The organism is Sphingomonas sp. PP-CC-1A-547 (assembly GCF_003610375.1).
GTDB lineage: Bacteria > Pseudomonadota > Alphaproteobacteria > Sphingomonadales > Sphingomonadaceae > Sphingomonas.
Window position 1 is genome coordinate 293,168 of sequence record NZ_RAPZ01000010.1, and the last position, 23,786, is coordinate 316,953.

Genomic DNA, 23,786 nt, shown 5'->3' on the forward strand with positions numbered 1-23,786 from the left:
GCCCCATCAAAGTACTACTTTGATGGGCGACCCTTCGCGGGGGAACAAACTACTTTACTGGACCTTCGTCATCACCAGCGACGCATTCGTGCCGCCGAAGCCGAACGAGTTGTTCAGCACTGCGCGGACTTCACGCTTCTTGGCCACGTGCGGGACGAGGTCGACGCCGACGCAGCTGTCGCTCGGATTGTCGAGGTTCAGCGTCGGCGGGACGATCTGGTCGCGCAGCGCGAGGATGCAGAAGATGCTTTCGACCGCACCGGCGCCGCCGAGCAGATGCCCGATCGCCGACTTGGTCGACGACATCGACAGACCCGAGATCGCATCGCCGAACAGGCGGCGGACTGCGCCTAGTTCGAGCTCGTCGCCAAGCGGCGTCGAGGTGCCGTGCGCGTTGATGTAATCGATGTCCTCGAGCTTGAGGCCCGACTTCTTGATCGCCATCTGCATCGACCGGAACGCGCCGTCGCCTTCGGGATGCGGTGCCGTCACGTGGTACGCGTCGCCCGACAGGCCGTAGCCGATCACCTCGGCATACATCTTCGCGCCACGCGCCTTCGCGTGCTCATATTCCTCGAGCACCAGCACACCGGCGCCCTCGCCCATTACGAAGCCGTCGCGGTCCTTGTCGTAGGGACGCGACGCCTTTTCGGGCGAATCGTTGAAGTTGGTCGACAGCGCCCGCGCCTGCGCGAACCCGGCGATGCCGAGCGGGCAGACGGTGCCCTCCGCACCGCCCGCGAGCATCACGTCGGCATCGTCCATCGCGATCATCCGCGCGGCATCGCCGATCGCATGCGCGCCGGTCGAGCAGGCGGTGACGACTGCGTGGTTCGGACCACGCAGGCCGTATTTGATCGAGACCTGACCTGAGATCAGGTTGATTAGGCGGCCATGGACGAAGTGCGGCGAGACGCGGCGCGGGCCCTTGGTGTGGAGCACGATCGATTCGCTCTCGATCCCCGGAAGCCCGCCGATGCCCGAGCCGATCGACACGCCAGCACGCCAGCTTTCCTCAAGCGTCATCTCGGTCAGCCCGGCGTCTTCCAGCGCCTGACCAGCGGCGTCGATGCCGTAGATGATGAACGGATCGACCTGGCGCTGGACCTTGTGGTCGACGCGCTTGGCCGGATCGAAGCCGTACTCATGGTCGGCCGGCTTCACCTCGCAGGCGATGCGGCACACCTGATCCGACGCGTCGAAGCGCGTGATCGGGCCCGCGCCCGACTTGCCGGCGAGGATATTCGCCCAGGCCGTTTCAACATCCGCCCCCAAAGGGGTGACCAGGCCTAGCCCGGTTACGACGACACGCCGCATGGCTTCAAACTCCGTCTGCTCTCAAAACGAAACGGCTCCCCGCCCTCTTTGCCCAAGGACGGGGAGCCGCTCAAATCACACCCTTCAGGGCAGGTCCAAAGGTTTGAACCCTAGACCCTGATCAGGCCTTGTGCTCGTCGATGTAGGTGATCGCGTCCTTGACAGTCGCAATCTTCTCGGCGGCATCATCGGGGATCTCGACACCGAACTCCTCCTCGAACGCCATGACGAGTTCGACGATGTCGAGGCTGTCTGCGCCCAGGTCGTCGATGAAGCTCGCGTCCTCGGTCACCTTGTCGGCTTCGACGCCGAGATGCTCGACGACGATTTTCTTCACGCGGTCAGCGGTCTCGCTCATGGTAGTTCCCTCTTCAAATCTGGGGGTTTTCGGTATTTCCTGAACGCACCTAGAACGCGGTAGTTCAGCGCGCAAGTTCAGATCATCGCCATCCCGCCGTTCACGTGCACGGTTTGTCCCGTGACGTACCCGGCTTCACGGCTAGCGAGGTACACGATCGCCGCGCCGATGTCTGCGCCTTCGCCGAGCCGACCGGCGGGAATCTTCGCGGTGAGCGCGGTCTTCTGCGCGTCGGGCAGCGCGTCGGTCATCGGCGAGGTGATGAAACCTGGGGCGACGCAGTTGACCGTGATGCCGCGGCTGGCGAGTTCCTGCGCCATCGACTTCGACATGCCGATGAGCCCCGCCTTCGACGCGGCGTAGTTCGCCTGGCCGGGATTGCCGGTGACGCCGACGATCGACGTGACCGAGATCATCCGGCCGAACCGCGCCTTCATCATCGGCTTGGCGGCGGCGCGCATGAGGCGGAACGCGGCTTCGAGGTTGACGCGGATGACGCTGTCCCACTCGTCGTCCTTCATCCGCATCGCCAGATTGTCGCGGGTGACGCCGGCGTTGTTGACGAGGATGTCGAGTCTGCCGCCGAGTGCCTCGACGGCCTGGGGGACGAGCGCGTCGACCGCGGCGGCGTCGGAGAGGTTGCAGGGGAGTGCGACATGGTCGCCGCCAAGGCTCGCGCGGAAGGCTTCGAGCTTGTCGGCGTTGGAACCGGACACGGCCAGGCGCGCGCCTTGGGCGGCCAGGGCCTTGGCGATCTCGGACCCGATCCCGCCGGACGCCCCGGTGACGAGGGCGGTCATGCCTGTGAGGTCGAACATTTTGGTCTCCATCAGATTTTGTTCACGCGGAGACGCGGAGCCGCGGAGGGGCGATGGTCGTTTACGATCCGTCGCACTCCCTCTTTTAGCGTTGCGCCACCGAAGTTGATCAGCAGCCCTACAGGCTGATGGGTTAGGCGTAAGTATGTCAGGAGTTGTTTGCCATGGGCGGCGTTCAGTTGCTCCACCGATTTAATTTCGACGAGGAGGCGTTCGTCGACGAGGAGGTCGATCCTGAACGCCGCTTCGAAGCGCATCCCCTCAAATTCGATGTCTACCGGCCGCTGCCGCGCCACTTGGTAACCCAGACCGGCTAGCTTACCCGCCAGCACCATCTCGTAGACGTTTTCGAGGAGCCCCGGGCCCAAGTCGCGGTGGATGCGGAGCGAGAGATAGAGCACATCGCCGCTGATCTGATCGATCTCTCTCAAATCTACTCTCCGCGGCTCCGCGTCTCCGCGTGATCACATCTTCTTCACGAATTCCTCGATGTCGTCCATCGTGATGACGCTCATCGTCTCGACGTCGGGGGTGATGCGTTTGACCATCGGGCTGAGCACCTTGCCGCCGAATTCGACGAAGTGGTCGACTCCCGCAGCGTGCATCGCCAACACTGATTCGCGCCAGCGGACCATGCCGGTGACCTGCTGGACCAACAGGTGACGGATCGCGCCGGGGTCGGCGACGGCGGTGGCGTCTACGTTGGCGAAGACCGGGACCAGGGGCGCGCGTAGGTCGGCGTCTAGCAGCGCCGCTTCCATCGCTTCGGCCGCGGGCTGCATCAGGGGGCAGTGGAAGGGGGCGGATACGGGCAACAATACCGCGCGCTTGGCGCCGAGGTCCTTGGCCAGTGCGATCGCCTTTTCGATGGCGAGGCGGTGGCCGGAGATGACGACCTGCGACGGGTCGTTGTCGTTGGCGACGGTGCAGATCAGTTCGGGGCCGCCTTCCGCGAGGATCGCGTCGACCGCGGCGCCAGCAATTACCTGCGCCTTTTCGAGGTCGGTGCCGAGCAACGCTGCCATCGCGCCCTCGCCTACCGGGACCGCCGCCTGCATCGCGCGGCCGCGAAGTTTCAGGAGCCGCGCGGTGGTCGACAGGTCGAGCGCACCGGCGGCACACAGGGCGGTATATTCGCCGAGGCTGTGGCCGGCGACATAGTCGGCCTTGTCGGCAAGGCGGATGCCGCCTTCCTTCTCGGCGACGCGCAAGGTCGCGATCGCGTTCGCCATGATCGCGGGCTGCGCGTTCTCGGTGAGGAGGAGGTCGTCGGCGGGCCCTTCGCTCATCAGGCGGAACAGGTGCTGGCCGAGCGCCTCGTCGACTTCGGCGAAGACCTCGCGGGCGGTCGCACTGGCGTCGGCGAGCGCCTTGCCCATGCCGACAGACTGGCTCCCCTGGCCGGGGAAGATGAACGCGCGCATGGCCTCTCCTCTGAGTTGGGTCTTTAGTTTGAGCGCGGGGCCTATAAAGGTGCGCGGCGAGTTGCAACCTGAACGAACCTTGCGGCCTTGCGACAATATGCGACCATTTCGCCGACCTTGCGACAAGCGCCTGCGACAATCGGCTCCCAGATTATGGAGGACGCCGCAGCAACGGCGCCGTGTTTCAAACGGGAGATTATCATGAAGAAGTTCATCCTCAGCGCGCTCGCCGCCACCCTCGTCGCCAGCCCGCTGCTTGCCGCCGCGCCGGCCGAGGCGCAGCAGCGCCGCGAAGTGACCACCGTGCGCCACAACGACAACGGCCGCACCGTCGTCACCAAGCGCACCGTCGTCCGCACGCCGCAGTATCGCAACTGGCGCGCCGGACAGCGCTTCGATCGTCGCCAGGCGCAGAACTACCGGGTGATCACCACGTACCGCAACTATCGCCTCGCCGCCCCGCCGCGTGGCAGCCAGTGGGTGCGCTCGGGTAACGACGCGCTGCTGATCGACGGGCGCGGCAACGTGGTCCAGGTTCGTGGCGGCGCGTTCCGGTAATAGGGCCGGTAAACCCAACGCCTACCTTGCCTTTCCCCGATAAACGGGTAAGGCCCTCTGCAACCGGGGTGAGAGATTCGCGTCTCTCGCCCCTGTTTGCATTCTAGACGACAGCCGGAGGGGTGCACGCATGGGGCGTGTATCAGCGATCGGCCAAGACGAAGGACAAGACATGGCTCTTTACGAGCACGTGTTCCTTGCGCGCCAGGATCTGGCACAAGCGCAGGTGGACGCACTGGCGGAAATCGCCACCAAGATCGTGAACGACAACGAAGGTCGGGTCGTAAAGACCGAGAACTGGGGCCTGCGTTCGCTGGCGTACAAGATCGCCAAGAATCGCAAGGCGCACTATGTCATGCTTGAGATCGATGCCCCGGGCAGCGTGATCGCAGAGCTGGAGCGCCAGACCCAGATCAACGAAGACATCATCCGTTACATGACGGTCAAGGTCGATACCCTCGAAGAGGGCCCGACCGTGATGATGCGCAAGCAGGATCGTGACCGCGAGCGTCGTGGCGACCGTGAAGGTGGCCGTGAGGGCCGTCCCGATCGTGGCGATCGTCCGGACCGTGGTCCCCGTCGTGACCGCGAAGAGGGAGCTGAATAATCATGGCACGTCCATTCTTCCGCCGCCGCAAGAGCTGCCCGTTCTCCGCCAAAGACGCTCCCCGGATCGACTATAAGGACGTCCGGTTGCTGCAGGGCTTCGTGTCCGAGCGTGGCAAGATCGTCCCGTCGCGTATCACTTCGGTGGCCGCAAAGAAGCAGCGCGAACTGGCCCAGGCCATCAAGCGTGCGCGTCATCTGGGCTTGCTGCCCTACATCGTTAAGTAAGGAGCGCCCACATGGACGTCATTCTGCTTGAGCGCGTCGAAAAGCTTGGTGCTATCGGCGACGTGGTGAAGGTCAAGGACGGTTACGCGCGTAACTTCCTGCTTCCCAACAAGAAGGCGCTTCGTTCGAACGAAGCCAACCGCAAGGTTTTCGAGTCGAACCGTGCGAAGATCGAATCGGACAACGCATCGCGTCGCAGCGATGCCGAGACCGAAGCGAAGACCTTCAACGACGCGACCGTGACCCTGATCCGTCAGGCGTCGAACACCGGTCAGCTCTACGGTTCGGTCGCGGTTCGCGATCTGGTCGATGCGCTGGTGGCCGACGGTCACAAGGTCGGCAAGTCGGCGATCGTGCTCGACAGGCCGATCAAGGCGATCGGTGTCTACACCGTCAAGGTATCGCTGCACCCCGAGGTGTCGGTGGCCGTCAAGGTCAACGTCGCCCGCTCGCCTGAAGAGGCCGAGATGCAGGCTTCGGGCGTCGACGTGATGTCGTCGATGTTCGAGCGCGACGAGGCCGGCTTCGTCGAGGATTACGATCCGAACGCAGAGCCCGGCGCGACCGCCGAAGCACCGCGCGACCAGGAGGAAGAAGCGCAGGGTTGATCCCTCGCTTTCTTCTTGGCTTGCATAGAAAGGCCCGCCCGGAGTGATCCGGGCGGGCCTTTTCTTTTGTGCTTTTGCGGTGGGTGTCAGGGGCAGGTTACGCAGGCACCGATCATCGCTGCGAAGGGGATCAGGGCGCAGAGGATGGGGACTAGGTGTTTCATGACCGGATGACTCTTGGGGATGTTATCCGGTTAATGCGCAGGGTCTGGAAAGGTTGCCGGGAGGTGAACGAATTTTGTACCGATCGGTTTTCGGTGGCAACCTAGCCGCCCTGCACCACCACCCCGGCGAAGGCCGGGGCCCAATTGGGAAAGCTTGAGTAACGGATCGCAGCGTCCATCATTCGGGTCCCCCAATTGGGCCCCGGCCTTCGCCGGGGTGGTTCACAACTGCTAGTCTCAGCTTTCGACATTCTCCGGCTTCTCGATCAGTGCGGGCCCCTCGCCTAACGCTAGCGCTTCTACCAGCGGCACGTCCTCAAGATCGCGTGGGCCCGTCTCGATATTCAGATCGCGAAATTTCCGGCCCGTGCCCATCAATCGACTATTGAACGAGTTGGTGAAGCCGTTGAAGTTCTTCACCGCGCTGTTGAGGCCGACGCCGACTTTGCGCAGGTCGTCCGCGACCTTGGCTAGGCGATCGTGCATTTCCTTGCCAAGTTCGCCGATTTTTCGCGCTTCGTTGGCGAGTTTTTCCTGGCGCCAGACCGCCGCCACGGTGCGGGCAATGGCGATCAGGTTGGTTGGGGTTGCCAGCAACACGCGCTTTTCGAAGGCGAAGTCCCAGAGCGTCGGGTCGTGTTCGAGCGCGGCGGAGAGGAAATGTTCGCCGGGGACGAACATGATGACGTAGTCGGGGGTGTCGGCGAACTGGCTCCAATAGGCCTTGTTGCCGAGGCCGTTGACGTGCGCGCGCATCGACGCTGCGTGGGCGGCGAGGCCGATCAGGCGCTCGGCGTCGTCGACCGCGCCGAACGCGTCCTGATACGCGTTGAGCGAGACTTTTGCGTCGATCACCAGGGCCCGACCGCCGGGGACGCGGATGATCGCGTCGGGGCGGAGGCGGGCGCCGTCGTCGCCTACTGCTACCGATACCTCGGTTTGGAAGTCGGTGTGTTCGCTTAGGCCGCAGGTTTCCAGGACGTTCTTCAGTTGTTGTTCGCCCCAGCGGCCGCGGGATTTGGGGGCGTTGCGGAGGGAGTTTACGAGTTTGGCGGCTTCGGTGGAGACCTTTTCCTGGCCGAGGCGCATCTGTTCGATTTGCCCTTTGAGGTCGCCAAATGCGTCTCGACGCTCGGCCTCGACCTTTGCGACGCCTTCCTCGTAGCGTTGTAGACGGTCGCTTACCGGCTGGAGCATCGACTTGAGGTTGAGGCCGGCGGACTCCTCGGACTGGCGAAAGCGGGCGTCGGCGCGTTCGAGGAAGGTCTTCTGCGCGTCGCTCAGCAGCTTGTTGGCGACGTCGCCGAACTGCGCGGCCATGACGTCCTTGGCTTCGCGGAGTTCGAGCAGGCGCGCTTCGAACGCCTCGCCCTGCGCCTTGATCGTGGCGATTTCGGTGCGGGCGGCGTCTCGGTCGGCACGGATCGTCGCGAGGTCGAGGCGGAGGCGATCGGTGTCGGTCGCGCGCTCTGCGTTCTGCGCGCGGAGCGTTGCGAGGTCCTGCATCGCAGCGTTGCGTTCGCGCTCGACGGCGTCGCGCGCGGTGCGGATGAGGTCGGCGTCGGCAAGCTTGGTTTGGGCGACGGCGAGTTCGCTGGCTAGGATTGCGGCTCCGCGGGAGGCCAGGAGCCAGCCGAGGAGGATGCCGGCGGCTAGCGCGAGGACTGCGATGATGGCGAACTCAGCCATTTTGCACCCGCGAATTTAGCTGGAAGTGCACAAAGTGCAGACGCTGGCGCAGCAATTTCAGGGGTGAGAATGCGCGCGCGGGCGGCTGGGTTCGGGAAGGAGATGGAGACGTCATGGGTGGAACATACGTCGAACGGTTGATGTAGGACAATCGGAATATGTTGTTCTCCCGCGGAGGCGAGAGCCCAGGGTTACGGGCGGTGGCGCTCGTGGTCCTGGGCCCCCGCCTTCGCGGGGGAACTAGAAAGGGGGCGCTCCGACACCCTCGCCGAACAGTACCACCCCGGCGGAGGCCGGGGCCCAATTGGAAAGGTCGCGGTAACGGAGGGATGCGCTCAATTGGCGATGTCCCCCAATTGGGCCCCGGCCTTCGCCGGGGTGGTAGCGTGTTGGGTGAACGGGTGCCCACTCTCAAGCGCTCGTGCTCGTGCTCGTGCTCGTGCTCGCCCCAGCCCCGCGCCTCACCCCAGCTTGCGCTGCTTCGCCAGCTTCTTCAGCACCATGTCGCGCTTGAGGCGGCTGATGTGGTCGATGAACAGCACGCCGTCGAGATGGTCGATCTCGTGCTGCATGCAGGTCGAGAGCAGGCCGTCGAAATCCTCCTCATGCGCAGCACCAGTTTCGTCGAGCCACTTCACGCGGCACCGCGCCGGCCGCGCGACCTCGGCATACTGCTCCGGGATCGAGAGACACCCCTCGTTGTAGGTGGAGACCTCGTCGCTGACCGACAGGATCTCGGCGTTGATGTACGCCTTGGGGTTCTTGATCGGCTTGTCGTCCTCGTCCTTCTCCTCCTGGAGATCGATGACGAGGACGCGCTTCTGCACGCCGACCTGGGTCGCGGCGAGGCCGATGCCGTTGAAGTCGTACATCGTCTCGATCATGTCGGCGACGAGCGTGCGGGTGGAGTCGTCGACCGTCTCCACCGGCTCGGCGACGAGGCGCAGGCGGGGATCGGGGACTTCGAGAACGGTCATGACGGTCATAGCGCGTCCGCTAAGGTACGCGTGGGCATCACGTCAAGCCGATGGGCGTCAAGCCATTGGCCTTCGGGCCCTTAATGCCTGCGCCAACGTCCCCTCGTCGAGATAGTCGAGTTCGCCGCCGACCGGCAGGCCGTGCGCGAGTTGGGTGACCCGGACGGGGAAGCGTTCGATGCGCTCGGCGATGTAGTGCGCGGTGGTCTGGCCTTCGAGCGTGGCGTTCATCGCGAGGACAACTTCGTCGATGCCGCCGGCTTCGATACGACGGACGAGGCTGTCGATGCTGAGATCCTCCGGACGGATGCCTTCGAGTGCAGACAGGCGCCCGCCGAGGACGTGGAAGCGGCCGGGGAACAGGCGGGAGCGATCTAGCGCCCAGAGATCGGCGACTTCCTCGACGACGCAGAGCGAACGCTGGTCTCGGCGCGGGTCGGCGCAGATCGCGCAGGGGTTGGTGGTGTCGACGTTGCCGCAGGTCGAACAATTCTCCAGCCGCTCGTCGACCGCGGTCAGCGCCTCGCGCAACGGCCCCAGCGCCGCGTCGCGCTTCTTGAGCAGATGCAGCACGGCGCGACGTGCGGACCGGGGGCCGAGGCCGGGGAGCCGGGCAAGCGCCTGCGTCAGCGCCTCGATCTCGGGGGATGCCATAGGGAACAGATAGGGGGTTGCGCGGCTCCCCGCCAGCGTGTTCGAGAGGGGCATGCGGATCATCTTCATGGGAACGCCGGACTTCGCTGTGCCGGTGCTGGAGGCCCTCGTCGCGGCGGGGCATGACGTGGTGGCGGCGTATTGCCAGCCGGCTAGGCCAGGGGGGCGGCGTGGGCGCGAACTGGTGCCTTCGCCGGTGCAAGTCCGGGCGGAAGCGCTGGGGATCGAAGTGCGGACGCCGGTGTCGTTCAAGGCATCTCTGCCGGAGGGGCTGGAGGCTCGCGAGGCGTTTGCCGCGCTGGGGGCGGATGTCGCGGTGGTCGCGGCCTATGGTCTTATTCTGCCGCGCGCAGTGCTGGAGGCGCCGCGGTTCGGGTGCCTGAACGTACATGGGTCGCTGTTGCCGCGGTGGCGCGGAGCGGCGCCGGTGCAGCGGGCTATCCTCGCGGGCGATGTCGAAACGGGCGTCGGGATCATGCAGATGGAAGTGGGTCTGGATACCGGGCCGGTTCGGCTCGAGGGGCGGACGCCGATCGTTGGCAAGACTGCCGGGGATCTGACGTCCGAGCTCTCCGCGATGGGGGCTCGGTTGATGGTCGAGGTGCTGGGCGATCTCGACGCCTACCCTGCCCGGCCGCAGCCCGAGGAGGGTGTCACCTATGCGGCGAAGATCGAGAAGGCCGAGGCGCGGATCGATTTCGAGCGGTCGGCGGTCGAGGTCGAGCGGCTGGTGCGGGCGATGAACCCGGCGCCGGGAGCGTGGTTCGAGGTTGCCGGCGAGCGGGTGAAGGTGCTGGCCGCGGACGTGTTGCCGTTCTCGTTCCTTGGGTGCGAGGGGCTGACGGTGAATGCCGAGCTGACGATCGGGTGCGGCGACGGGGCGATCCGGCCGACCTTGGTGCAGCGGGCGGGGCGCGGCGTGACCTCGGCGGAGGAAATGCTGCGCGGGTTTCCGATTCGCTCGGGGACGCAGCTTTGACGCGGTTCGCGTTGACGGTGGAGTTCGACGGGCGGCCGTTCATGGGCTGGCAGCGGCAGAAGCACGGGCCGAGCGTGCAGGCGGCGCTGGAGGCGGCCGTGCTCAAGATGACCGGCGAGACCGCGTCGGTGCAAGCGGCGGGGCGGACCGATGCGGGGGTGCACGGGATGGCGATGCGCGCGCATGTCGACATCGCGAAGCCGCTCGCGGCGTTTCGATTGATGGAGGGACTGAATGCGCTGGTGAAGCCGGCGCCAGTGTCGGTGCTGGCGTGCGAGGTGGTCGATGACGATTGGCATGCGCGGTTTTCTTGCGTCGGGCGGTCGTATGAATACCGGATCGTCAATCGGCGATCGCCGTTGACGTTCGAGGCGGGGCTGGCTTGGCAGGTACCGCAGTTGCTGGATGCGGACGCGATGGCGGAGGCTGCGGGGGCGCTCGTCGGGCGGCATGACTTCACGACGTTTCGGTCGGCGCATTGCCAGGCGGATAGTCCGGTGCGGACTTTGGACCGGCTCGAGGTGGTGCGGGAGGGGGAGCGGCTGTTCGTCTATGCGGCGGCGCGGTCGTTCCTGCACCATCAGGTGCGGTCGATGGTCGGGTGCCTGGCGCTGGTGGGTATGGGGCGTTGGGCGGTTGGCGATGTGGCTGCGGCGCTCGCGGCGAAGGATCGGGCGATGCTGGGGCTCAATGCGCCGCCTGACGGGTTATTCTTCGTGAGTGCGGTTTATCCACCCCCGTCATCCCGGACTTGATCCGGGATCCAGAGTTACAAGGCACGGCATCGGTGGCTCTGGATCCTGACTTTCGTCAGTATGACGGTTGAGGAGCGTTGCGGACGAACTTCGCGGCGAGTTCGACATGCGTCGACCAGCGGAACTGGCCGACCGGCTGGACCCAGTCGATCCGCCAGCCTGCATCGCACAGTTCCTTCGCATCGCGCGCGAAGCTGGCCGGGTTGCACGAGACATAGGCGATCACCAGCGTCTTGCACTCGGCCAACGCGGTCGCCTGTTCGCGCGCGCCGGAGCGGGGCGGATCGATTACCACGGCGTCGAAGCGGTCGAGTTCGGCCACCGTCAGCGGGCGGCGGTAGAGATCGCGGTGCTCCGGGTAGACCGGGCGCTGGGTGCGGTGCGCGGCGGCCTTTAGCGAGCCGAGCGCATCGCGCGCGCCTTCGGCCGCGTAGACCTTGGCGGGGATCGCGAGCGTGAAGGTGCCGAGGCCGGCGAACAGATCGGCGACCGTCGCGGGCTTGCCGATCGCCTCCAGGACAGCGGCGGTGAGTGCAGCTTCGCCATCGGGTGTGGCCTGGAGGAACGACGCGGGCGGGAGCGGCACGGGGACGCCGCCGAGCGTGATCGTGACCGCGTCGGGTTCCCAGCGCGTCTCGGGTCCGAGACCGTCGTCGAACGCCACCCGCGCGATCTTGTGGTCTTCGCAGAATTTGGTGAGCGCTTCGGCGGCGGGGAGGCCTTCGGGGGCGAATCCGGTGATCAGGATGTCGGCGCCCTGGTCGGCGAGCGTCAGGTGGATGTCGGCGCGGCGGCGGAAGTTGAGGCGCTTGAGCAGTTGGCGCAAGGGCTGGACGAGCGCGAACAGGCGCGGATCCAGGATCCAGCATTCCTTGATGTCGACGATCGTGTGCGCCTTCTCCGCGGTGAAGCCGAGCGTGATCTTGCCACCCTTGGCCTCGGCGTGGAGCGTCGCGCGGCGGCGGCTGCGTTCGGGCGAGATGTGCGGGGTGCGGATCGGGGCGGACAGGTCCTGGCCGTCCAGCGCGGAGGCAATGCGGTCGGTGACGAACTCGGCATAGGCCTGGTCGTCGAGATGCTGGAGCTGGCAGCCGCCGCAGGTCGGGAAATGCACGCAGGGGGGAGTCTGGTGGTGCGGGCCGGGGATCACGGTGCCGTCGGCGGCGAGCGTGTCGCCGGGGGCCGAGAAGGCGGCGTGGCGTCCGTCGGCGGTCATGCCGTCGCCGCGTGCCGCGACGCGGACGATCGTGTCGATATTCGGTTCAGAGGTCGAGTCAGTGGTCATGGGGCCGCTCTGGCCGACCGGAGCGCTTCCGCCAAGTCGTCGGCGATGAAAGCCGCGCCCAATCGGCGGGCAGCGTCACCGTGGAGCCACACTCCGGCGGCCGCAGCCTCCAGTGGTTCGAGCCCGGCGGCGAGCATCGCGCCGATCGCCCCGGTGAGGACGTCGCCGGTGCCGGCGGTGGACAGCCAGTCGCTGGCCCCTTGCGCGATGCGGACGCGGCCGTCGGGGGCGGCGATGACGGTGTCTGCGCCTTTGAAGACGACGATGGCATTAGTGCGGGTGGCGGCGTCGCGGGCTCGGGTGATCTTGTCGGTGTCGGATTTGCCGAAGAGCGCGTCGAACTCGCCGGAGTGCGGGGTGAGGATGACGGGGACGTCCAACGTCTTGATTCGGTCAGGGTCGAGCAGGCGGAGGGCGTCGCCGTCGATGATCAGCGGGTGGCCGGAGGTCAGCGCCACGTCGAGGCGAGCCCTGGCGATATCGTCGCGACCGAGGCCGGGGCCGATGACGAGTGCGCCGATACGGTCGTTGGCCAGTGCGTGATCGGAGAACGGCGTGCGGACGAGCGCATGCGGGGGGCCTTGGCTGTCGCCGAGCAGGGTTACGTAGCCGGCGCCGGCTCGCATCGCGGCGAGGGCCGCAAGGTCGGCGGCGCCGGACATGGTGCCGGCGATGATCGCGACCATGCCTCGGGTGTATTTGTGAGAGTCTGGGCCCGGGGTCGGGAGGATTGGGGTTTTAAGGACTTCGGCTAGGCTGGCCGTGGGAACGCCGATGTCGAGCAGGCGAAGCTCGCCGCAATAGCGCGCGGCGGGCTGGAGGACGTGCGCTGGCTTTACCGCGCCAAGCGCGAGGGTGAGGTCGAAGACGGGCGGCGTGCTGAGAGCCTCTCCTGAATCGGCGGCAAGGCCACTGGGCAGGTCGACCGCGATGCGGAGTTGGGCGGCGCTAGCAAGCGAATGCAGCCGCCCGACTATAGACCGTTCCCCCGCGGACGCGGGGGCCCAGCTAAGTTCCAAGGGCGTACCCAGAGGCTTACTCTGGGCCCCCGCGTCCGCGGGGGAACGGTTGGGGGTCGGTGTTGTACTGGCGTCGAGCGGGCGCGTGAGGCCGGTGCCGAACAGCGCGTCTACGAGGATCGGCGCGGATTTTGCCTCCGCCAGCGTTTCAACCGGGCTTGGCCACTCTGCCCTCGCCGACTTCGCCGCATCCGTCTTGGGTTCCGACAGCGCCGCGACCCTCACCGTAATGCCCATGTCCGCCAGCACGCGAGCCGCGAGATACCCGTCGCCACCGTTATTGCCGGGGCCGCAGAGGATCAGGACTTCGTTCGTACCCGCGAGCCGGCGGACTACCTCAGCAATCGCGGTGCCGGCGCGTTCCATCAGCGTCTCGACCGAGACGCCGGTGGCGATCACCGCATCTTCCGCCGCGCGCATTTCGGCGGCGGTCAGGATGGGTTGGCCTTCGATGCCGATCATGACGTCTTGACGGTCGCCGGGAGGCGGTAGCGGTTGCCGCCCAGCGCGACCTCTATGCCGTCCCCTTTCAAGATCGTGACCTTCGCGACCTCGGCACCGTCCGCCGCGATCACGCCGCGACCGTCCTGCGTTACCAGCAACCGGCGGAAGGCTCCGTCGGGATGGCGGATCGTCAGGATCAGGCCGTTCTTGCCCTGCGCCTGCTCGATCGTGCAGGTCGACGCGAACGCGGCGTCACCCTGCGCGCACGCGATGCGAGTATCGCTCGACGTATCCGCAGGCTGCTGTGCCGCGACCTGTTCGCTGGACGGCCCCCGCCCACACGCTGCGAGCGGGAGCGAGAGAAGCGCGGCAACCGCCAGTATTCGCTTAGATATCCGCGTAGACATGGGTTTCGGCTGCCGCTCCAGGATGCGTGACGGCACCCTTGTACGCGGGGCCGACGGTCTTCGCATAGCGCCAGAGTGCGCCCGAGCCGTAATCGTTGGTGCGCGGCACCCACGCGGCGCGACGCTCCGCCATCACGTTGTCGGGAACGTCGAGGTCGATCGTGCCGGCCTCGGCGTCGATGTGGATGATGTCGCCGTTCTCGACCAGCGCGATCGGGCCGCCGTCCGCTGCTTCGGGACCGACATGGCCGATACAGAATCCGCGCGTGCCGCCGGAGAACCGCCCGTCGGTGATCAGCGCGACGCTTTCGCCCATGCCGAGGCCGTAGAGCGCGGCGGTGGTCGACAGCATCTCGCGCATGCCGGGGCCACCCTTCGGCCCTTCGTAGCGGATGACGATGACTTCGCCTTCGTTGATCTCACGGTTTTCGACGGCGGCGAAGGTGTCTTCCTCGCAATCGAAGACGCGGGCCGGACCCGAGAACTGGAGGCGATGCATGCCCGCGACCTTCACGATCGCGCCGTCGGGGGCGAGACTGCCGCGCAGGCCTACGACACCCCCGGTGGGCGTCAGCGGGGTCTTGATGTCGTAGATGACCTTCTGGTCGGGGTTCCACGTCACCTGGTCGATGTTCTCGCCGAGCGACTTGCCCGTCACGGTCAGGCAATCGCCGTTCAAGAACCCACCGGCGAGCATCGTCTTCATCAGCATGTAGACGCCGCCGGCCTCGTACATGTCCTTGGCGACGTACTTCCCACCGGGTTTGAGGTCCGCGATGTAGGGCGTTGTCTTGAATATCTCGGCGACGTCAAACAGGTCGAACTCGATGCCTGCTTCGGATGCCATCGCGGGGAGATGCAGCGCCGCGTTGGTCGAGCCGCCGGTCGCAGCGACGACGCGGGCGGCGTTGATAAACGCCTCGCGCGTGCAGATGTCGCGCGGGCGGATATTGTCGGCCAAGCACTCCATGACCTGCGCACCGGCCGCCACGGCGATCTGTTCGCGCGTGGTGTAAGGTGCGGGCACCATGTTGCTGTTCGGGATCGACAAACCGATCGCTTCCGCGACGCAGGCCATCGTGTTCGCGGTGTACTGGCCGCCACAGGCGCCGTGGCCGGGGCACGCGACCTTCTCGATCGCGTGGACTTCGGACAGCGGGCACGCGCCGGCGGCGTATTTGCCGACGATCTCGAACACGTCGACGACGGTGACGTCGCGGTCCTGATAGCGGCCCGGTAGGATCGAGCCGCCATAGACGAACACCGACGGGATGTTGAGGCGGAGCATCGCCATCATCATCCCCGGAAGCGACTTGTCGCAGCCCGCGAACCCGACCAGCGCGTCGTAGCAATGGCCGCGGACCGAGAGTTCGACCGAGTCGGCGATGACTTCCCGGCTCACCAGCGAGGCCTTCATGCCCTGATGGCCCATCGCGATGCCGTCGGTGACGGTGATCGTGTTGAAGCGGCGCGGCATCCCGCCGCCCTGGATGACGCCGGCCTGCGCGGCATCGGCCTGCGCGTCGAGCGTGGTGTTGCAGGGCGCGGAGTTGTTGCCGGCGGACGCGAGCGCGACGAACGGGCGCGCGATCTGCTCCTCGTCGAGGCCCATCGCGTAGTAATAGCTGCGGTGCGGGGCGCGTTCTGGGCCGACGGAGACATGGCGGCTCGGCAGGCGCGATTTATCGAATGTGCGGGTCATGGCGAACGCCTATGTCGCGGGAGGGGGCATTTGCGCAAGAGAGTTGCGTCAAATTTTGCGTGCGGGGGACCGCTTCGATCTCGTCATCCCCGCGCAGGCGGGGATCCAGAACGGCAACGGTTCACGATCTTGTCAGTGAGGACTGCCAGTATGGGTTCCCGCCTTCGCGGGAATGACGAGAGGTGAATGAGATTGCTCCCCTCCATGGAAGGGAGGGGTTGGGGGTGGGTTGGCCTGTTGGCTGGCGTTGACCTGCCCAAGCGGCCTACCCACCCCCGGCCCCTCCCTTTCAGGGAGGGGGGAAAGAAGGGGGAGCGCTTGGAGAACCGCTAGCTAGTATCAGAGGCCTTCGAGGGCCTTCGCTACACCGTCCATCGTGAAGGGCTTCTGCAACCGCGGGCGGTCGCGAAATTCCGGGGCGACTCCATCGTCGCCGCCACCGGTGGCGAAGACGAACGGGACGCCTCTTGCCGCCAATGCCTCGGCGACCGCGGTGCTCTTCTCGCCGCCACGCAGGTTCACGTCGAGGATCGCGCCATCGACGCCGCCCTCTTCGATCCGCTTCAACGCGTCGGCGACGGTGTCGACCGAGCCCGCGACTCCCTTGTCCAATACCTCGAGGAAATCCTCCAGCATCATGGCGATCAACGGTTCGTCCTCGACGATGAGGATCTGTTGGGTAGCGGTCATATTTCTCGCATAGTCGGGATTGTTACGACTTGCCAACATCTTGTTCGAGTCAGCGTGCGGCAAGCACGTCTCGTGCCGCTTCGGCCAGCTCCTGCACCGAGAACGGCTTGGGCAGGAACGCGACGTTGTCTAGATCGATCGACTTGCGCAGCTGCTCCTCGGCATAGCCCGACATGAACAGGATCGGCAGGTCGGGGAATTTCTCGCGCGCGTGGCGCACCATCGTCGGGCCATCCATCTGCGGCATGACGACGTCGCTGATCAGCAGATCGGGGCGGCCGTGTTTCTCCAGCACTTCGAGCGCGATCTCGCCGTTTTCCGCGGTCAACACTGTGTATCCCTGCCGCGTGAGCGCGCGCTCGGCGACGGCACGGACCATGTCCTCGTCCTCGACCAGCAGGATCGTGCCGGTGCCCCACAGGTCGACCGGCTTCGGCGCAGGCTTGATGACCACGGGACGAGTCGCGGCGGGGGCCGAATGGACCGGCAGGTACATCGAGAAGGTCGCGCCCTGCCCCGGCTTGCTGTCGGCGAAGATGTAGCCGCCGGATTGCTTGACGATGCCGTAGACGGTCGAGAGGCCGAGCCCGGTGCCCTTGCCGAATTCCTTGGTAGTGAAGAACGGCTCGAAGATCTTGGGGAGCACGTCGGGGGGAATGCCGGTGCCGGTGTCCTGCACGATCAGCGCGGTATAGTCGGCGACGGGCAGGATATCGGACGCCATCTCGCGCACTTCGGCTGCGGGGACGGCGCGCGTGGTGATCGTGAGCACGCCGCCGCCGCGCGCGTTCGCCGAGACGATCGCGTCGCGCGCGTTGACCGCGAGATTGACCACCACTTGCTCGAGTTGGCCTGGATCGGCGCGGACGGGCCCCAAATTGCGGCCGTGCGTCATGTCGAGGCGGACGTTCTCGCCCATCAACCGCTTGAGCAGGTTGGACACCTCCGAGACTACGTCGGGGAGCTGGAGGATTTGCGGGCGGAGAGTCTGCTGGCGCGAGAAGGCGAGCAGCTGGCGGGTCAGGCTGGCGGCGCGGTTCGAATTGGTGCGGACCTGCTGGATGTCGTCGTAATCGCTGTCGCCGGGCGAATGGCGCATCAGCATCAGGTCGCAATGGCCGATGATCGCGGTCAGGATGTTGTTGAAATCATGCGCCACGCCGCCGGCGAGCTGGCCGACCGCCTGCATCTTGGTGGCCTGCGCGACCTCGCGCTTGAGGCGGCTCTCCTCGCTATTGTCCTTGAGGCTGAGCAGCACGGCGGCGTCGCCGAGACCGCGCGCGCCGGCAATGGTCAGCGCGACCGGCTCGTCGGGGTGATCCTTGAGGCGGACCGCCATGTCGGCGGAATGCGTCGCGCCGTTCGCGAACTTGCGGATTGCGTCCGCGACCGCGGCCTTGTCCTCGCGGACGACGAGATCGCCCGGATAGAGCGGCGGGGCGACGGAGTTGACGCCGGCCGCGCGCAGGAACGAATCGTTCATCTGCAGGAATCGACCGTCGCGGTCGACCAGCGCCATGCCGAACGGCATCATGCTAACGAGGCTGCGGACGTGCGCGGAGGCGCTGGCGCCGAGCGCGGGCGCGTCCTCCTCCTCGTCGAGCAAGGCGACCAGCACGGGGGCGTCGTCGCCGTCGAGGAACGGGATCTGGAGGACGCGGAGCGGCGTGCCTTCGAGGCCTTCGCGCTCGAAGCGGACGAGGCCGCGGCTGTCGGTGATGAGGAAGCGGGCAAAGTCGCGACCTTCGATCGTATCGTACTCGTCGCCGCACGCCCTCGCGCGCAGCACACGGTTGGCGGTGCGGACGCGACCATCGGGCGAGAGCAACGCGGCCATGATGCCGCTGCCGCCGAGCCGGTCTCCGGTCGGGCCGGTCAGCAGCGCGGCGAGCGTCTCGGCAAGATCGTGTTCCTGCGCGGTGACGAAGCGCCAGACGAGCATGTCGGCGTCGTCACCGGCGCGCGCGATCTGCGCGGAGAGGCAGACGTTGCGGGCGTTGAGGCGCTCGACCTGCGCGGTGCCGTCGCGCCACGCGGAACGGCCGGCGTCGGCGAGGGCTGCGTTGCCGGCTTCGTCGAGCGGCAGGCCGGGGGGTGTCGGGAAGCCTTCGAACAGCGCTTCGTAGGCGTCGTTGGCGCAAACCAGACGCCCGGCGCGGTCGGTGATCGCGAGTGCGTCGGTGCCGGCTTCGGCGACGATGCGGGTGAGGTCCCAGTCGACCGGGCGTGGCGCGTCCCTGGCGACGGGGTTGAGCAGGCGCCAGGCGATCAGCGCGCCGATGACGATGACGGCCGCGGCAAAGAAACCGGCGGCGGCGGTCCAGCTGCCGACGAGCAGCAGCACGATCGCCGCGGCGGCGACGCCCGAGGCTATGGCGACGAATGCTGCGTTGCGGGCGGGGGTGGGTAAAGCGAGCGATGCCATTGGGGGGAGTCATCCGCTGTTGCGGGGTTGGGCGTCAAGTGATGCGTGTGATGGGGGTGGCGCTAACTCTGATCCCGCCGCTTCTAGAAACGGCACCACCCCGGCGAAGGCCGGGGCCCAATGGGAAAGGTGGTAGTAACGAAGCGCCGTCCATCGTCAGAACCGTCCCCCAATTGGGCACCGGCCTTCGCCGGGGTGGTTGTTGTGCCTAGGGTAAAGTTGCTCCCCTCCCTGGAAGGGAGGGGTTGGGGGTGGGTCGGCCCGTTCGTGGACGGCGTGCTCTCCAAGCGGCCTACCCACCCCCTGCCCCTCCCTTTCAGGGAGGGGAGACCGTTGGGGGTTGGGCTGACTTGAGCGCTTTCCTCAGAAAGGCGCGCCCAGTTTCCGCTCCGCCCGCTATCCCAAGGGAAACTCTTACCAGATCCGAACGCGCTGCTCCGGCGTGAGGTACAGCTTCTGTCCGGCGGTCGGCTTGTACGCCGCGTACCAGGGGTCGAGGTTGCGCACGACCCACGCGCGCTGCTGCGACGGCGAGTGAGGATCGGTCAGCAACCGGTTGCGAAGGTTGGCTTCGCGGTAGTTGCGACGCCAGACCTGCGCCCAACCGAGATAGAAGCGCTGATCGCCGGTGTAGCCGTCGAGGACGGGCGCAGTCTTGCCGCCGAGCGCGGTGTGGTAGGCGTCGTACGCGACCGTGAGGCCGGCGAGATCGGCGATGTTCTCGCCCATCGTCAGCTGGCCCTTCACGTGCATGCCGGGGAGCGGTTCGTAGGCGTCATACTGCGCACCGAGCTTGCCGGTGAGCGCCTTGAAGCCGGCGATGTCCTTGGCCGTCCACCAGTCGGTAAGCTGGCCCTTCGCATCGTATTTCGAGCCCTGGTCGTCGAAATGATGGCTCAACTCATGGCCGATCACCGCGCCGATGCCGCCGTAGTTGACCGCGTCGTCGGCCTTCGGATCGAAGAACGGCGGTTGCAGGATCGCGGCGGGGAAGACGATCTCAACCATGCCGAAATTGGCGTAGGCGTTCACCGTCATCGGCGTCATGCCCCATTCCCAACGCTGCAACGGCTTGCCGAGCTTGGAAATATTATCCTGGTGCTGCCATTCGTTCGCGCGCCATTCGTTGCCGAACGCATCGCCCGAGGTGATCGTCAGACCGGAGAAATCCTTCCACTGGCTCGGATAGCCGATCTTGGGGGTGAAGGCGGCGAGCTTGGCGTGCGCCTTCACCTTGGTCTCGGGCGCCATCCATTCGAGCTTGTCGATCCGGCGGCCCATCGCGGCGAGGACGTTCTTGACGAGCTTGTCCGCCGCGGCCTTGGTCTCGGGCGGGAAATACTGCGCGACGTAGAGCTTGCTGACCTCGTCATCGAGCGCGCCGGAGGTGAACTGGACGCCGCGCTTCCAGCGGGCCTCCTGCTCGGGCGTGCCGCCGAGGACGGTGCCGTAGAACGCGAACTGTTCGGCGTCGAAGGCCTTGGGGAGGACGTCGGCATAGCCGTCGAGCGAGCGCAGGATCAGCTGGTCTTTCAGCACGCCGATCGGCGCGGTCGAGACGAGCTTGGCGATGCCGGTGATCGCGGAGGGCTGCGCGACGATGACGGTCGGGACGGGCGTGCCGATACCCTTGAAATACGCGACGAAATCGAAGCCGGGCGCGCGCTTGGCGAGGTCGGCGACGGTCATCTTGTTATAGGTCTTGGTGGCGTCGCGGCTGTCGACGCGGGTCCAGCTGACCTTGGCGATCTCGGTCTCGAACGCGAGCAGTGCGGTGGCGCGCGCCTCGGCATTGGGTTCGCCGGCGAGGGTCAGCATCTTGACGATGTGAGCCCGGTAGGCGTTGCGCGCTTCGACCAGCTTGGCGTCGGTGCTGAGGTAATAATCGCGGTCGGGCAGGCCGAGGCCGGACTGGCCGAGCGAGAGCGCGTATTGTTCGGGGAGCTTGTCGTCCTGACCGACGCCGGCGCCGAACGGGCCGCCGATCCCGGCGCGGTCTGCTTCGGCGAGGAGGGCGGGATAGCCGGCGCGGTCGTTCAGCGCGGCGATCTTGGAGAGCCACGGCTTGATCGGCGCGAGGCCCTTGCCTTCGATCGTTCCGGTGTCAAGGAAGGTGGCGTAGGCGCGGCCGATCTTCGAGTTCGGGTCCTTCGCGGCGGTGTCGAGGATACCGCGGGTGCGCGTCTCGGACAGGTCGGAGAGGAGATTGAACGAGCCGTAGTTCGACTTGTCCGCGGGGATCGGGTTGGTCTTCGCCCAGTTGCCGTTGGCGAAGGTGTAGAAGTCGTCGCCGGGCTGAACGGTCTTGTCCATGCCCTTCTCGTCGAAGCCGAACGTCCCGTATTGCGCGCCGGTCGGGGCTGCGGGAGCGGGCTTGGGTTCAGAGGTTTGCGAGATGGCGGCGGTGACGCCGGTGATGGCGGTGGCGGCGAGTAGGCCGGCGACGATGAAGGACTTCATGTTTCTCTCCAGACTTCGTCATCCTGACGAAAGTCAGGATCCAGAGCCCACAGCGTTACCTGCGTGGCTCTGGATCCTGGGTCGAGCCCAGGATGACGGGGCTCTGTTGGGCGGTGTTGATTACCAGATGCGGACGCGGTTGGCGGGGGCGAGGTAGCTGGCCTCGCCCGGCTTGGCGCCGAACGCGGCGTACCAGGGGTCGAGGTTGCGGACCGTCAGGACGCGCTGGTGGCCCGGCGAATGCGGGTCGGACAAGAGCGTCTGCTGTAGCGCGGCGTCGCGGAACTTGGTGCGCCAGACGCCGGCCCAGCCGTAATAGAAACGCTGGTCGCCGGTCGTGCCGTCGATGATCGGCGCCTGCTTGCCGCCGAGCGATTTGTGATACGCGTCGTACGCGACCGTGAGGCCCGCCAAGTCGGCGATGTTCTCGCCGAGCGTCAGGCCGCCCTGGATGTGCTGGCCGGGGAGCGGTTCATACGCGTCGTACTGCTTCACGAGCGCGTCGGTGAACACCTTGAAGCGCGCGACGTCCTGCGGCGTCCACCAGTCGGTGAGCTTGCCGTTCAGGTCGTATTTGCGGCCCTGGTCGTCGAAGTGATGGCTGATCTCGTGACCGATCACCGCGCCGATGCCGCCGTAATTGACCGCCGGGTCCGCCTTCGGATCGAAGAACGGCGGTTGCAGGATCGCGGCCGGGAAGACGACCTCGTTCATCGTCGGGTTGGCGTAGGCGTTGATCGTCATCGGCGTCATGAACCACTCAGCCCGATCGATCGGCTGGCCCAGCTTCTTCAGGTCGCGATCATATTCGAACGCGTTGGCGCGCGACACGTTACCGACGAGATCGCCGCGCTGGATCTGGAGCGCCGAATAATCGCGCCACTTGTCCGGATAACCGATCTTCGGGGTGAAGGCGGCAAGCTTGGCGAGCGCCTTGGTCTTGGTCTCGGGCGCCATCCATTCGAGGTTCCGGAGGCGCTCGCCCATCGCCGCGATGACGTTCTTGACGAGGTCGTCGGCGGCCGCCTTTGACGCGGGCGGGAAATACTTGGCGACATATTGCTGGCCGATCGCCTCGCCCATCGCGCCCGACACGGTCGTGACACCGCGCTTCCAGCGGACCTGCTGCTCGGGCGTGCCGGACAGCGTGGTGCCGTAGAACGCGAAGTTGGTCTTGTCGAAATCGCTCGACAGATACGGCGCATACGAACGCAGCACCTTAAGCATCGCATAGTCCTGCAACACGTTGATCGGCGTGTCGGCGAAGACCTTCGCCTCGCCGGTCAACGCGCTCGGCTGCGCGACGAGGTAGAACGGACGGCCGGTGACGCCCATCGCGGTCATGTACTGCGCCCAGGGGAAGCCCGGCGCCTTCGCGGCGAAGTCGGCGGCGGTCCATTTGTTGTAGGTCTTGTCGGCGTCGCGGCTTTCGATCCGCGTCCAGTGCGCGGTCGCGAGGCCCTTCTCCATGTTGAAGACGGCAGCAGCGCGAGCGGCGGCGTTCGGCTCGGCGGCGAGCGTCAGCATGCGCGTGAGATACGCCTGGTACGCGGTGCGGATCGTCGCGAGCTTCGCGTCTTCCTTGAGGTAATAGTCGCGGTCGGGGAGACCGATGCCGCTCTGGCCGAGGCTCACGACATAGGTGGTCGGATCCTTGTCGTCCTGCTGCACGCCGACGCCGACGAGGCCGCCGACGCCCTGGCGCTGGAGCTTGGCGATCTCGGTGACGAGTGCGGTCTTGTCCTTGGTCGCCTTGAGCGCGGCGAGCATTGGCTTGACGGGGGTAGCGCCCTTCGCGTTGACCGCAGCCTCGTCCATGAAGCTGGAGTAGAAATCGCCGACCTTGTCGCCGGGCGTCTTGGCGGAGACGTCGAGGATCGTGCGGGTGCGTTCGAGCGACAGGTCCTGCAGGACGTGGAACATGCCGTAGGACGAGCGATCGGCGGGGATCGGCGTGGTCTTCACCCAGCCGCCGTTCGCGTAATCGAAAAAGTCGGTGCCCGGCGTCACACTGGTATCGCGGCCGGCCATGTCGAAGCCGAAGTCGCCGATCTGCGGCTTGTTGGCATCCTTGGCGGCAACAGGGCCCTTCGCAGCCTTGGCGAGGGTCGGCGACGGGGTGTTCGGCCCCGTTTGCGTCTGCGCGAAAGCCGATGCGGCGGACGCGAGCAGGATCACGGTAACAATCGACTTACGCATCAAGAACCTCGGAGAAAGAT

22 protein-coding genes are annotated in these 23,786 nt (G+C 66.2%); 6 read left to right on the forward strand and 16 right to left on the reverse strand.

Annotated features, from left to right (window positions below; genetic code table 11):
- Positions 1-54: 54 nt before the first annotated feature.
- The 5 genes from fabF to fabD form a co-directional block, all read right to left on the reverse strand.
- Positions 55-1,317: a beta-ketoacyl-ACP synthase II gene (fabF, locus tag C8J39_RS02110; protein WP_120299116.1), complete on the reverse strand. Its 1,263-nt coding sequence runs from the start codon at positions 1,315-1,317 to the stop codon at positions 55-57.
- A gap of 121 nt (positions 1,318-1,438) precedes the next feature.
- Complete coding sequence (locus tag C8J39_RS02115) at positions 1,439-1,675, reverse strand: acyl carrier protein (protein WP_031393971.1); 237 nt, start codon at positions 1,673-1,675, stop codon at positions 1,439-1,441.
- 77 nt (positions 1,676-1,752) lie between these two features.
- Entirely contained in the window at positions 1,753-2,493 is a 741-nt protein-coding gene (gene fabG / locus C8J39_RS02120) for a 3-oxoacyl-[acyl-carrier-protein] reductase (protein WP_120299671.1), read from the reverse strand.
- Positions 2,494-2,504: 11 nt separating this feature from the next.
- On the reverse strand, positions 2,505-2,924 hold the full coding sequence (locus tag C8J39_RS02125) for a GxxExxY protein (protein WP_120299117.1): 420 nt from the start codon (positions 2,922-2,924) through the stop codon (positions 2,505-2,507).
- A gap of 33 nt (positions 2,925-2,957) precedes the next feature.
- The gene (gene fabD, locus C8J39_RS02130) at positions 2,958-3,917 is read right to left on the reverse strand and encodes an ACP S-malonyltransferase (RefSeq protein WP_120299118.1); all 960 of its coding nucleotides are present in this window, start codon (positions 3,915-3,917) and stop codon (positions 2,958-2,960) included.
- A gap of 201 nt (positions 3,918-4,118) precedes the next feature.
- Between fabD and C8J39_RS02135 the strand changes: the two genes are divergently transcribed.
- The 4 genes from C8J39_RS02135 to rplI all read left to right on the forward strand — a co-directional run bounded on the left by C8J39_RS02135 (position 4,119) and on the right by rplI (position 5,917).
- A complete protein-coding gene (locus C8J39_RS02135) occupies positions 4,119-4,475 on the forward strand; it encodes an RcnB family protein (protein WP_120299672.1) in 357 nt (118 codons plus the stop codon).
- A 172-nt stretch (positions 4,476-4,647) separates the two neighbouring features.
- The gene (gene rpsF / locus C8J39_RS02140; RefSeq protein WP_056050884.1) at positions 4,648-5,082 is read left to right on the forward strand and encodes a 30S ribosomal protein S6; all 435 of its coding nucleotides are present in this window, start codon (positions 4,648-4,650) and stop codon (positions 5,080-5,082) included.
- Between the two features lie 2 nt (positions 5,083-5,084).
- Positions 5,085-5,309, forward strand: coding sequence for a 30S ribosomal protein S18 (rpsR, locus tag C8J39_RS02145; protein WP_031393978.1), 225 nt, complete (start codon positions 5,085-5,087; stop codon positions 5,307-5,309).
- Positions 5,310-5,320: 11 nt separating this feature from the next.
- Positions 5,321-5,917 (forward strand): 50S ribosomal protein L9, encoded by a 597-nt coding sequence (gene rplI, locus C8J39_RS02150; protein ID WP_120299119.1) that lies wholly within the window; start codon positions 5,321-5,323, stop codon positions 5,915-5,917.
- A gap of 401 nt (positions 5,918-6,318) precedes the next feature.
- Here the strand turns inward: rplI and rmuC are convergent, their stop codons facing one another.
- The 3 genes from rmuC to recR form a co-directional block, all read right to left on the reverse strand.
- A complete protein-coding gene (gene rmuC, locus C8J39_RS02155; protein ID WP_120299120.1) occupies positions 6,319-7,770 on the reverse strand; it encodes a DNA recombination protein RmuC in 1,452 nt (483 codons plus the stop codon).
- 461 nt (positions 7,771-8,231) lie between these two features.
- Positions 8,232-8,756, reverse strand: a complete 525-nt coding sequence (def, locus tag C8J39_RS02160) for a peptide deformylase (RefSeq protein ID WP_056062589.1) — start codon at positions 8,754-8,756, stop codon at positions 8,232-8,234.
- Between the two features lie 48 nt (positions 8,757-8,804).
- Complete coding sequence (gene recR, locus C8J39_RS02165) at positions 8,805-9,401, reverse strand: recombination mediator RecR (RefSeq protein WP_056052820.1); 597 nt, start codon at positions 9,399-9,401, stop codon at positions 8,805-8,807.
- Between the two features lie 52 nt (positions 9,402-9,453).
- Between recR and fmt the strand changes: the two genes are divergently transcribed.
- On the forward strand, positions 9,454-10,380 hold the full coding sequence (gene fmt, locus C8J39_RS02170) for a methionyl-tRNA formyltransferase (protein ID WP_120299121.1): 927 nt from the start codon (positions 9,454-9,456) through the stop codon (positions 10,378-10,380).
- Positions 10,377-11,135, forward strand: coding sequence for a tRNA pseudouridine(38-40) synthase TruA (gene truA / locus C8J39_RS02175; RefSeq protein ID WP_120299122.1), 759 nt, complete (start codon positions 10,377-10,379; stop codon positions 11,133-11,135). Before fmt ends, truA begins: the two co-directional genes overlap by 4 nt.
- A 55-nt stretch (positions 11,136-11,190) precedes the next feature.
- Here truA and C8J39_RS02180 read toward each other — a convergent pair whose 3' ends face one another.
- The 8 genes from C8J39_RS02180 to C8J39_RS02215 all read right to left on the reverse strand — a co-directional run bounded on the left by C8J39_RS02180 (position 11,191) and on the right by C8J39_RS02215 (position 23,766).
- Positions 11,191-12,420 carry a class I SAM-dependent RNA methyltransferase gene (locus C8J39_RS02180; RefSeq protein ID WP_120299123.1) on the reverse strand — a complete coding sequence of 410 codons (1,230 nt, stop codon included), beginning with the start codon at positions 12,418-12,420 and terminating at the stop codon, positions 11,191-11,193.
- On the reverse strand, positions 12,417-13,901 hold the full coding sequence (locus C8J39_RS02185) for an NAD(P)H-hydrate dehydratase (RefSeq protein ID WP_120299124.1): 1,485 nt from the start codon (positions 13,899-13,901) through the stop codon (positions 12,417-12,419). Before C8J39_RS02185 ends, C8J39_RS02180 begins: the two co-directional genes overlap by 4 nt.
- The gene (locus tag C8J39_RS02190; protein ID WP_120299125.1) at positions 13,898-14,290 is read right to left on the reverse strand and encodes a hypothetical protein; all 393 of its coding nucleotides are present in this window, start codon (positions 14,288-14,290) and stop codon (positions 13,898-13,900) included. Before C8J39_RS02190 ends, C8J39_RS02185 begins: the two co-directional genes overlap by 4 nt.
- Positions 14,271-15,992 carry a dihydroxy-acid dehydratase gene (gene ilvD / locus C8J39_RS02195; RefSeq protein WP_120299126.1) on the reverse strand — a complete coding sequence of 574 codons (1,722 nt, stop codon included), beginning with the start codon at positions 15,990-15,992 and terminating at the stop codon, positions 14,271-14,273. The genes C8J39_RS02190 and ilvD overlap by 20 nt, the downstream gene beginning before the upstream one ends.
- A gap of 339 nt (positions 15,993-16,331) precedes the next feature.
- Entirely contained in the window at positions 16,332-16,682 is a 351-nt protein-coding gene (locus tag C8J39_RS02200; RefSeq protein WP_056062573.1) for a response regulator, read from the reverse strand.
- A gap of 49 nt (positions 16,683-16,731) precedes the next feature.
- A complete protein-coding gene (locus C8J39_RS02205; RefSeq protein WP_120299127.1) occupies positions 16,732-19,107 on the reverse strand; it encodes a response regulator in 2,376 nt (791 codons plus the stop codon).
- A 414-nt stretch (positions 19,108-19,521) separates the two neighbouring features.
- Positions 19,522-21,567 carry a M13 family metallopeptidase gene (locus C8J39_RS02210; protein WP_120299128.1) on the reverse strand — a complete coding sequence of 682 codons (2,046 nt, stop codon included), beginning with the start codon at positions 21,565-21,567 and terminating at the stop codon, positions 19,522-19,524.
- 120 nt (positions 21,568-21,687) lie between these two features.
- On the reverse strand, positions 21,688-23,766 hold the full coding sequence (locus C8J39_RS02215) for a M13 family metallopeptidase (protein ID WP_120299129.1): 2,079 nt from the start codon (positions 23,764-23,766) through the stop codon (positions 21,688-21,690).
- Between the last annotated feature and the right edge of the window lie 20 nt (positions 23,767-23,786).

What these genes read in the sequence shown, in the direction of transcription:
- fabF (WP_120299116.1), bottom strand. Translation starts at nt 1,317, where the DNA reads ATGCGGCGTGTCGTCGTAACCGGGCTAGGCCTGGTCACCCCTTTGGGG.
- C8J39_RS02115 (WP_031393971.1), bottom strand. Translation starts at nt 1,675, where the DNA reads ATGAGCGAGACCGCTGACCGCGTGAAGAAAATCGTCGTCGAGCATCTC.
- fabG (WP_120299671.1), bottom strand. Translation starts at nt 2,493, where the DNA reads ATGTTCGACCTCACAGGCATGACCGCCCTCGTCACCGGGGCGTCCGGC.
- fabD (WP_120299118.1), bottom strand. Translation starts at nt 3,917, where the DNA reads ATGCGCGCGTTCATCTTCCCCGGCCAGGGGAGCCAGTCTGTCGGCATG.
- C8J39_RS02135 (WP_120299672.1), top strand. Translation starts at nt 4,119, where the DNA reads ATGAAGAAGTTCATCCTCAGCGCGCTCGCCGCCACCCTCGTCGCCAGC.
- rpsF (WP_056050884.1), top strand. Translation starts at nt 4,648, where the DNA reads ATGGCTCTTTACGAGCACGTGTTCCTTGCGCGCCAGGATCTGGCACAA.
- rpsR (WP_031393978.1), top strand. Translation starts at nt 5,085, where the DNA reads ATGGCACGTCCATTCTTCCGCCGCCGCAAGAGCTGCCCGTTCTCCGCC.
- rplI (WP_120299119.1), top strand. Translation starts at nt 5,321, where the DNA reads ATGGACGTCATTCTGCTTGAGCGCGTCGAAAAGCTTGGTGCTATCGGC.
- rmuC (WP_120299120.1), bottom strand. Translation starts at nt 7,770, where the DNA reads ATGGCTGAGTTCGCCATCATCGCAGTCCTCGCGCTAGCCGCCGGCATC.
- def (WP_056062589.1), bottom strand. Translation starts at nt 8,756, where the DNA reads ATGACCGTCATGACCGTTCTCGAAGTCCCCGATCCCCGCCTGCGCCTC.
- recR (WP_056052820.1), bottom strand. Translation starts at nt 9,401, where the DNA reads ATGGCATCCCCCGAGATCGAGGCGCTGACGCAGGCGCTTGCCCGGCTC.
- fmt (WP_120299121.1), top strand. Translation starts at nt 9,454, where the DNA reads ATGCGGATCATCTTCATGGGAACGCCGGACTTCGCTGTGCCGGTGCTG.
- C8J39_RS02180 (WP_120299123.1), bottom strand. Translation starts at nt 12,420, where the DNA reads ATGACCACTGACTCGACCTCTGAACCGAATATCGACACGATCGTCCGC.
- C8J39_RS02185 (WP_120299124.1), bottom strand. Translation starts at nt 13,901, where the DNA reads ATGATCGGCATCGAAGGCCAACCCATCCTGACCGCCGCCGAAATGCGC.
- C8J39_RS02190 (WP_120299125.1), bottom strand. Translation starts at nt 14,290, where the DNA reads ATGTCTACGCGGATATCTAAGCGAATACTGGCGGTTGCCGCGCTTCTC.
- ilvD (WP_120299126.1), bottom strand. Translation starts at nt 15,992, where the DNA reads ATGACCCGCACATTCGATAAATCGCGCCTGCCGAGCCGCCATGTCTCC.
- C8J39_RS02200 (WP_056062573.1), bottom strand. Translation starts at nt 16,682, where the DNA reads ATGACCGCTACCCAACAGATCCTCATCGTCGAGGACGAACCGTTGATC.
- C8J39_RS02205 (WP_120299127.1), bottom strand. Translation starts at nt 19,107, where the DNA reads ATGGCATCGCTCGCTTTACCCACCCCCGCCCGCAACGCAGCATTCGTC.
- C8J39_RS02210 (WP_120299128.1), bottom strand. Translation starts at nt 21,567, where the DNA reads ATGAAGTCCTTCATCGTCGCCGGCCTACTCGCCGCCACCGCCATCACC.
- C8J39_RS02215 (WP_120299129.1), bottom strand. Translation starts at nt 23,766, where the DNA reads ATGCGTAAGTCGATTGTTACCGTGATCCTGCTCGCGTCCGCCGCATCG.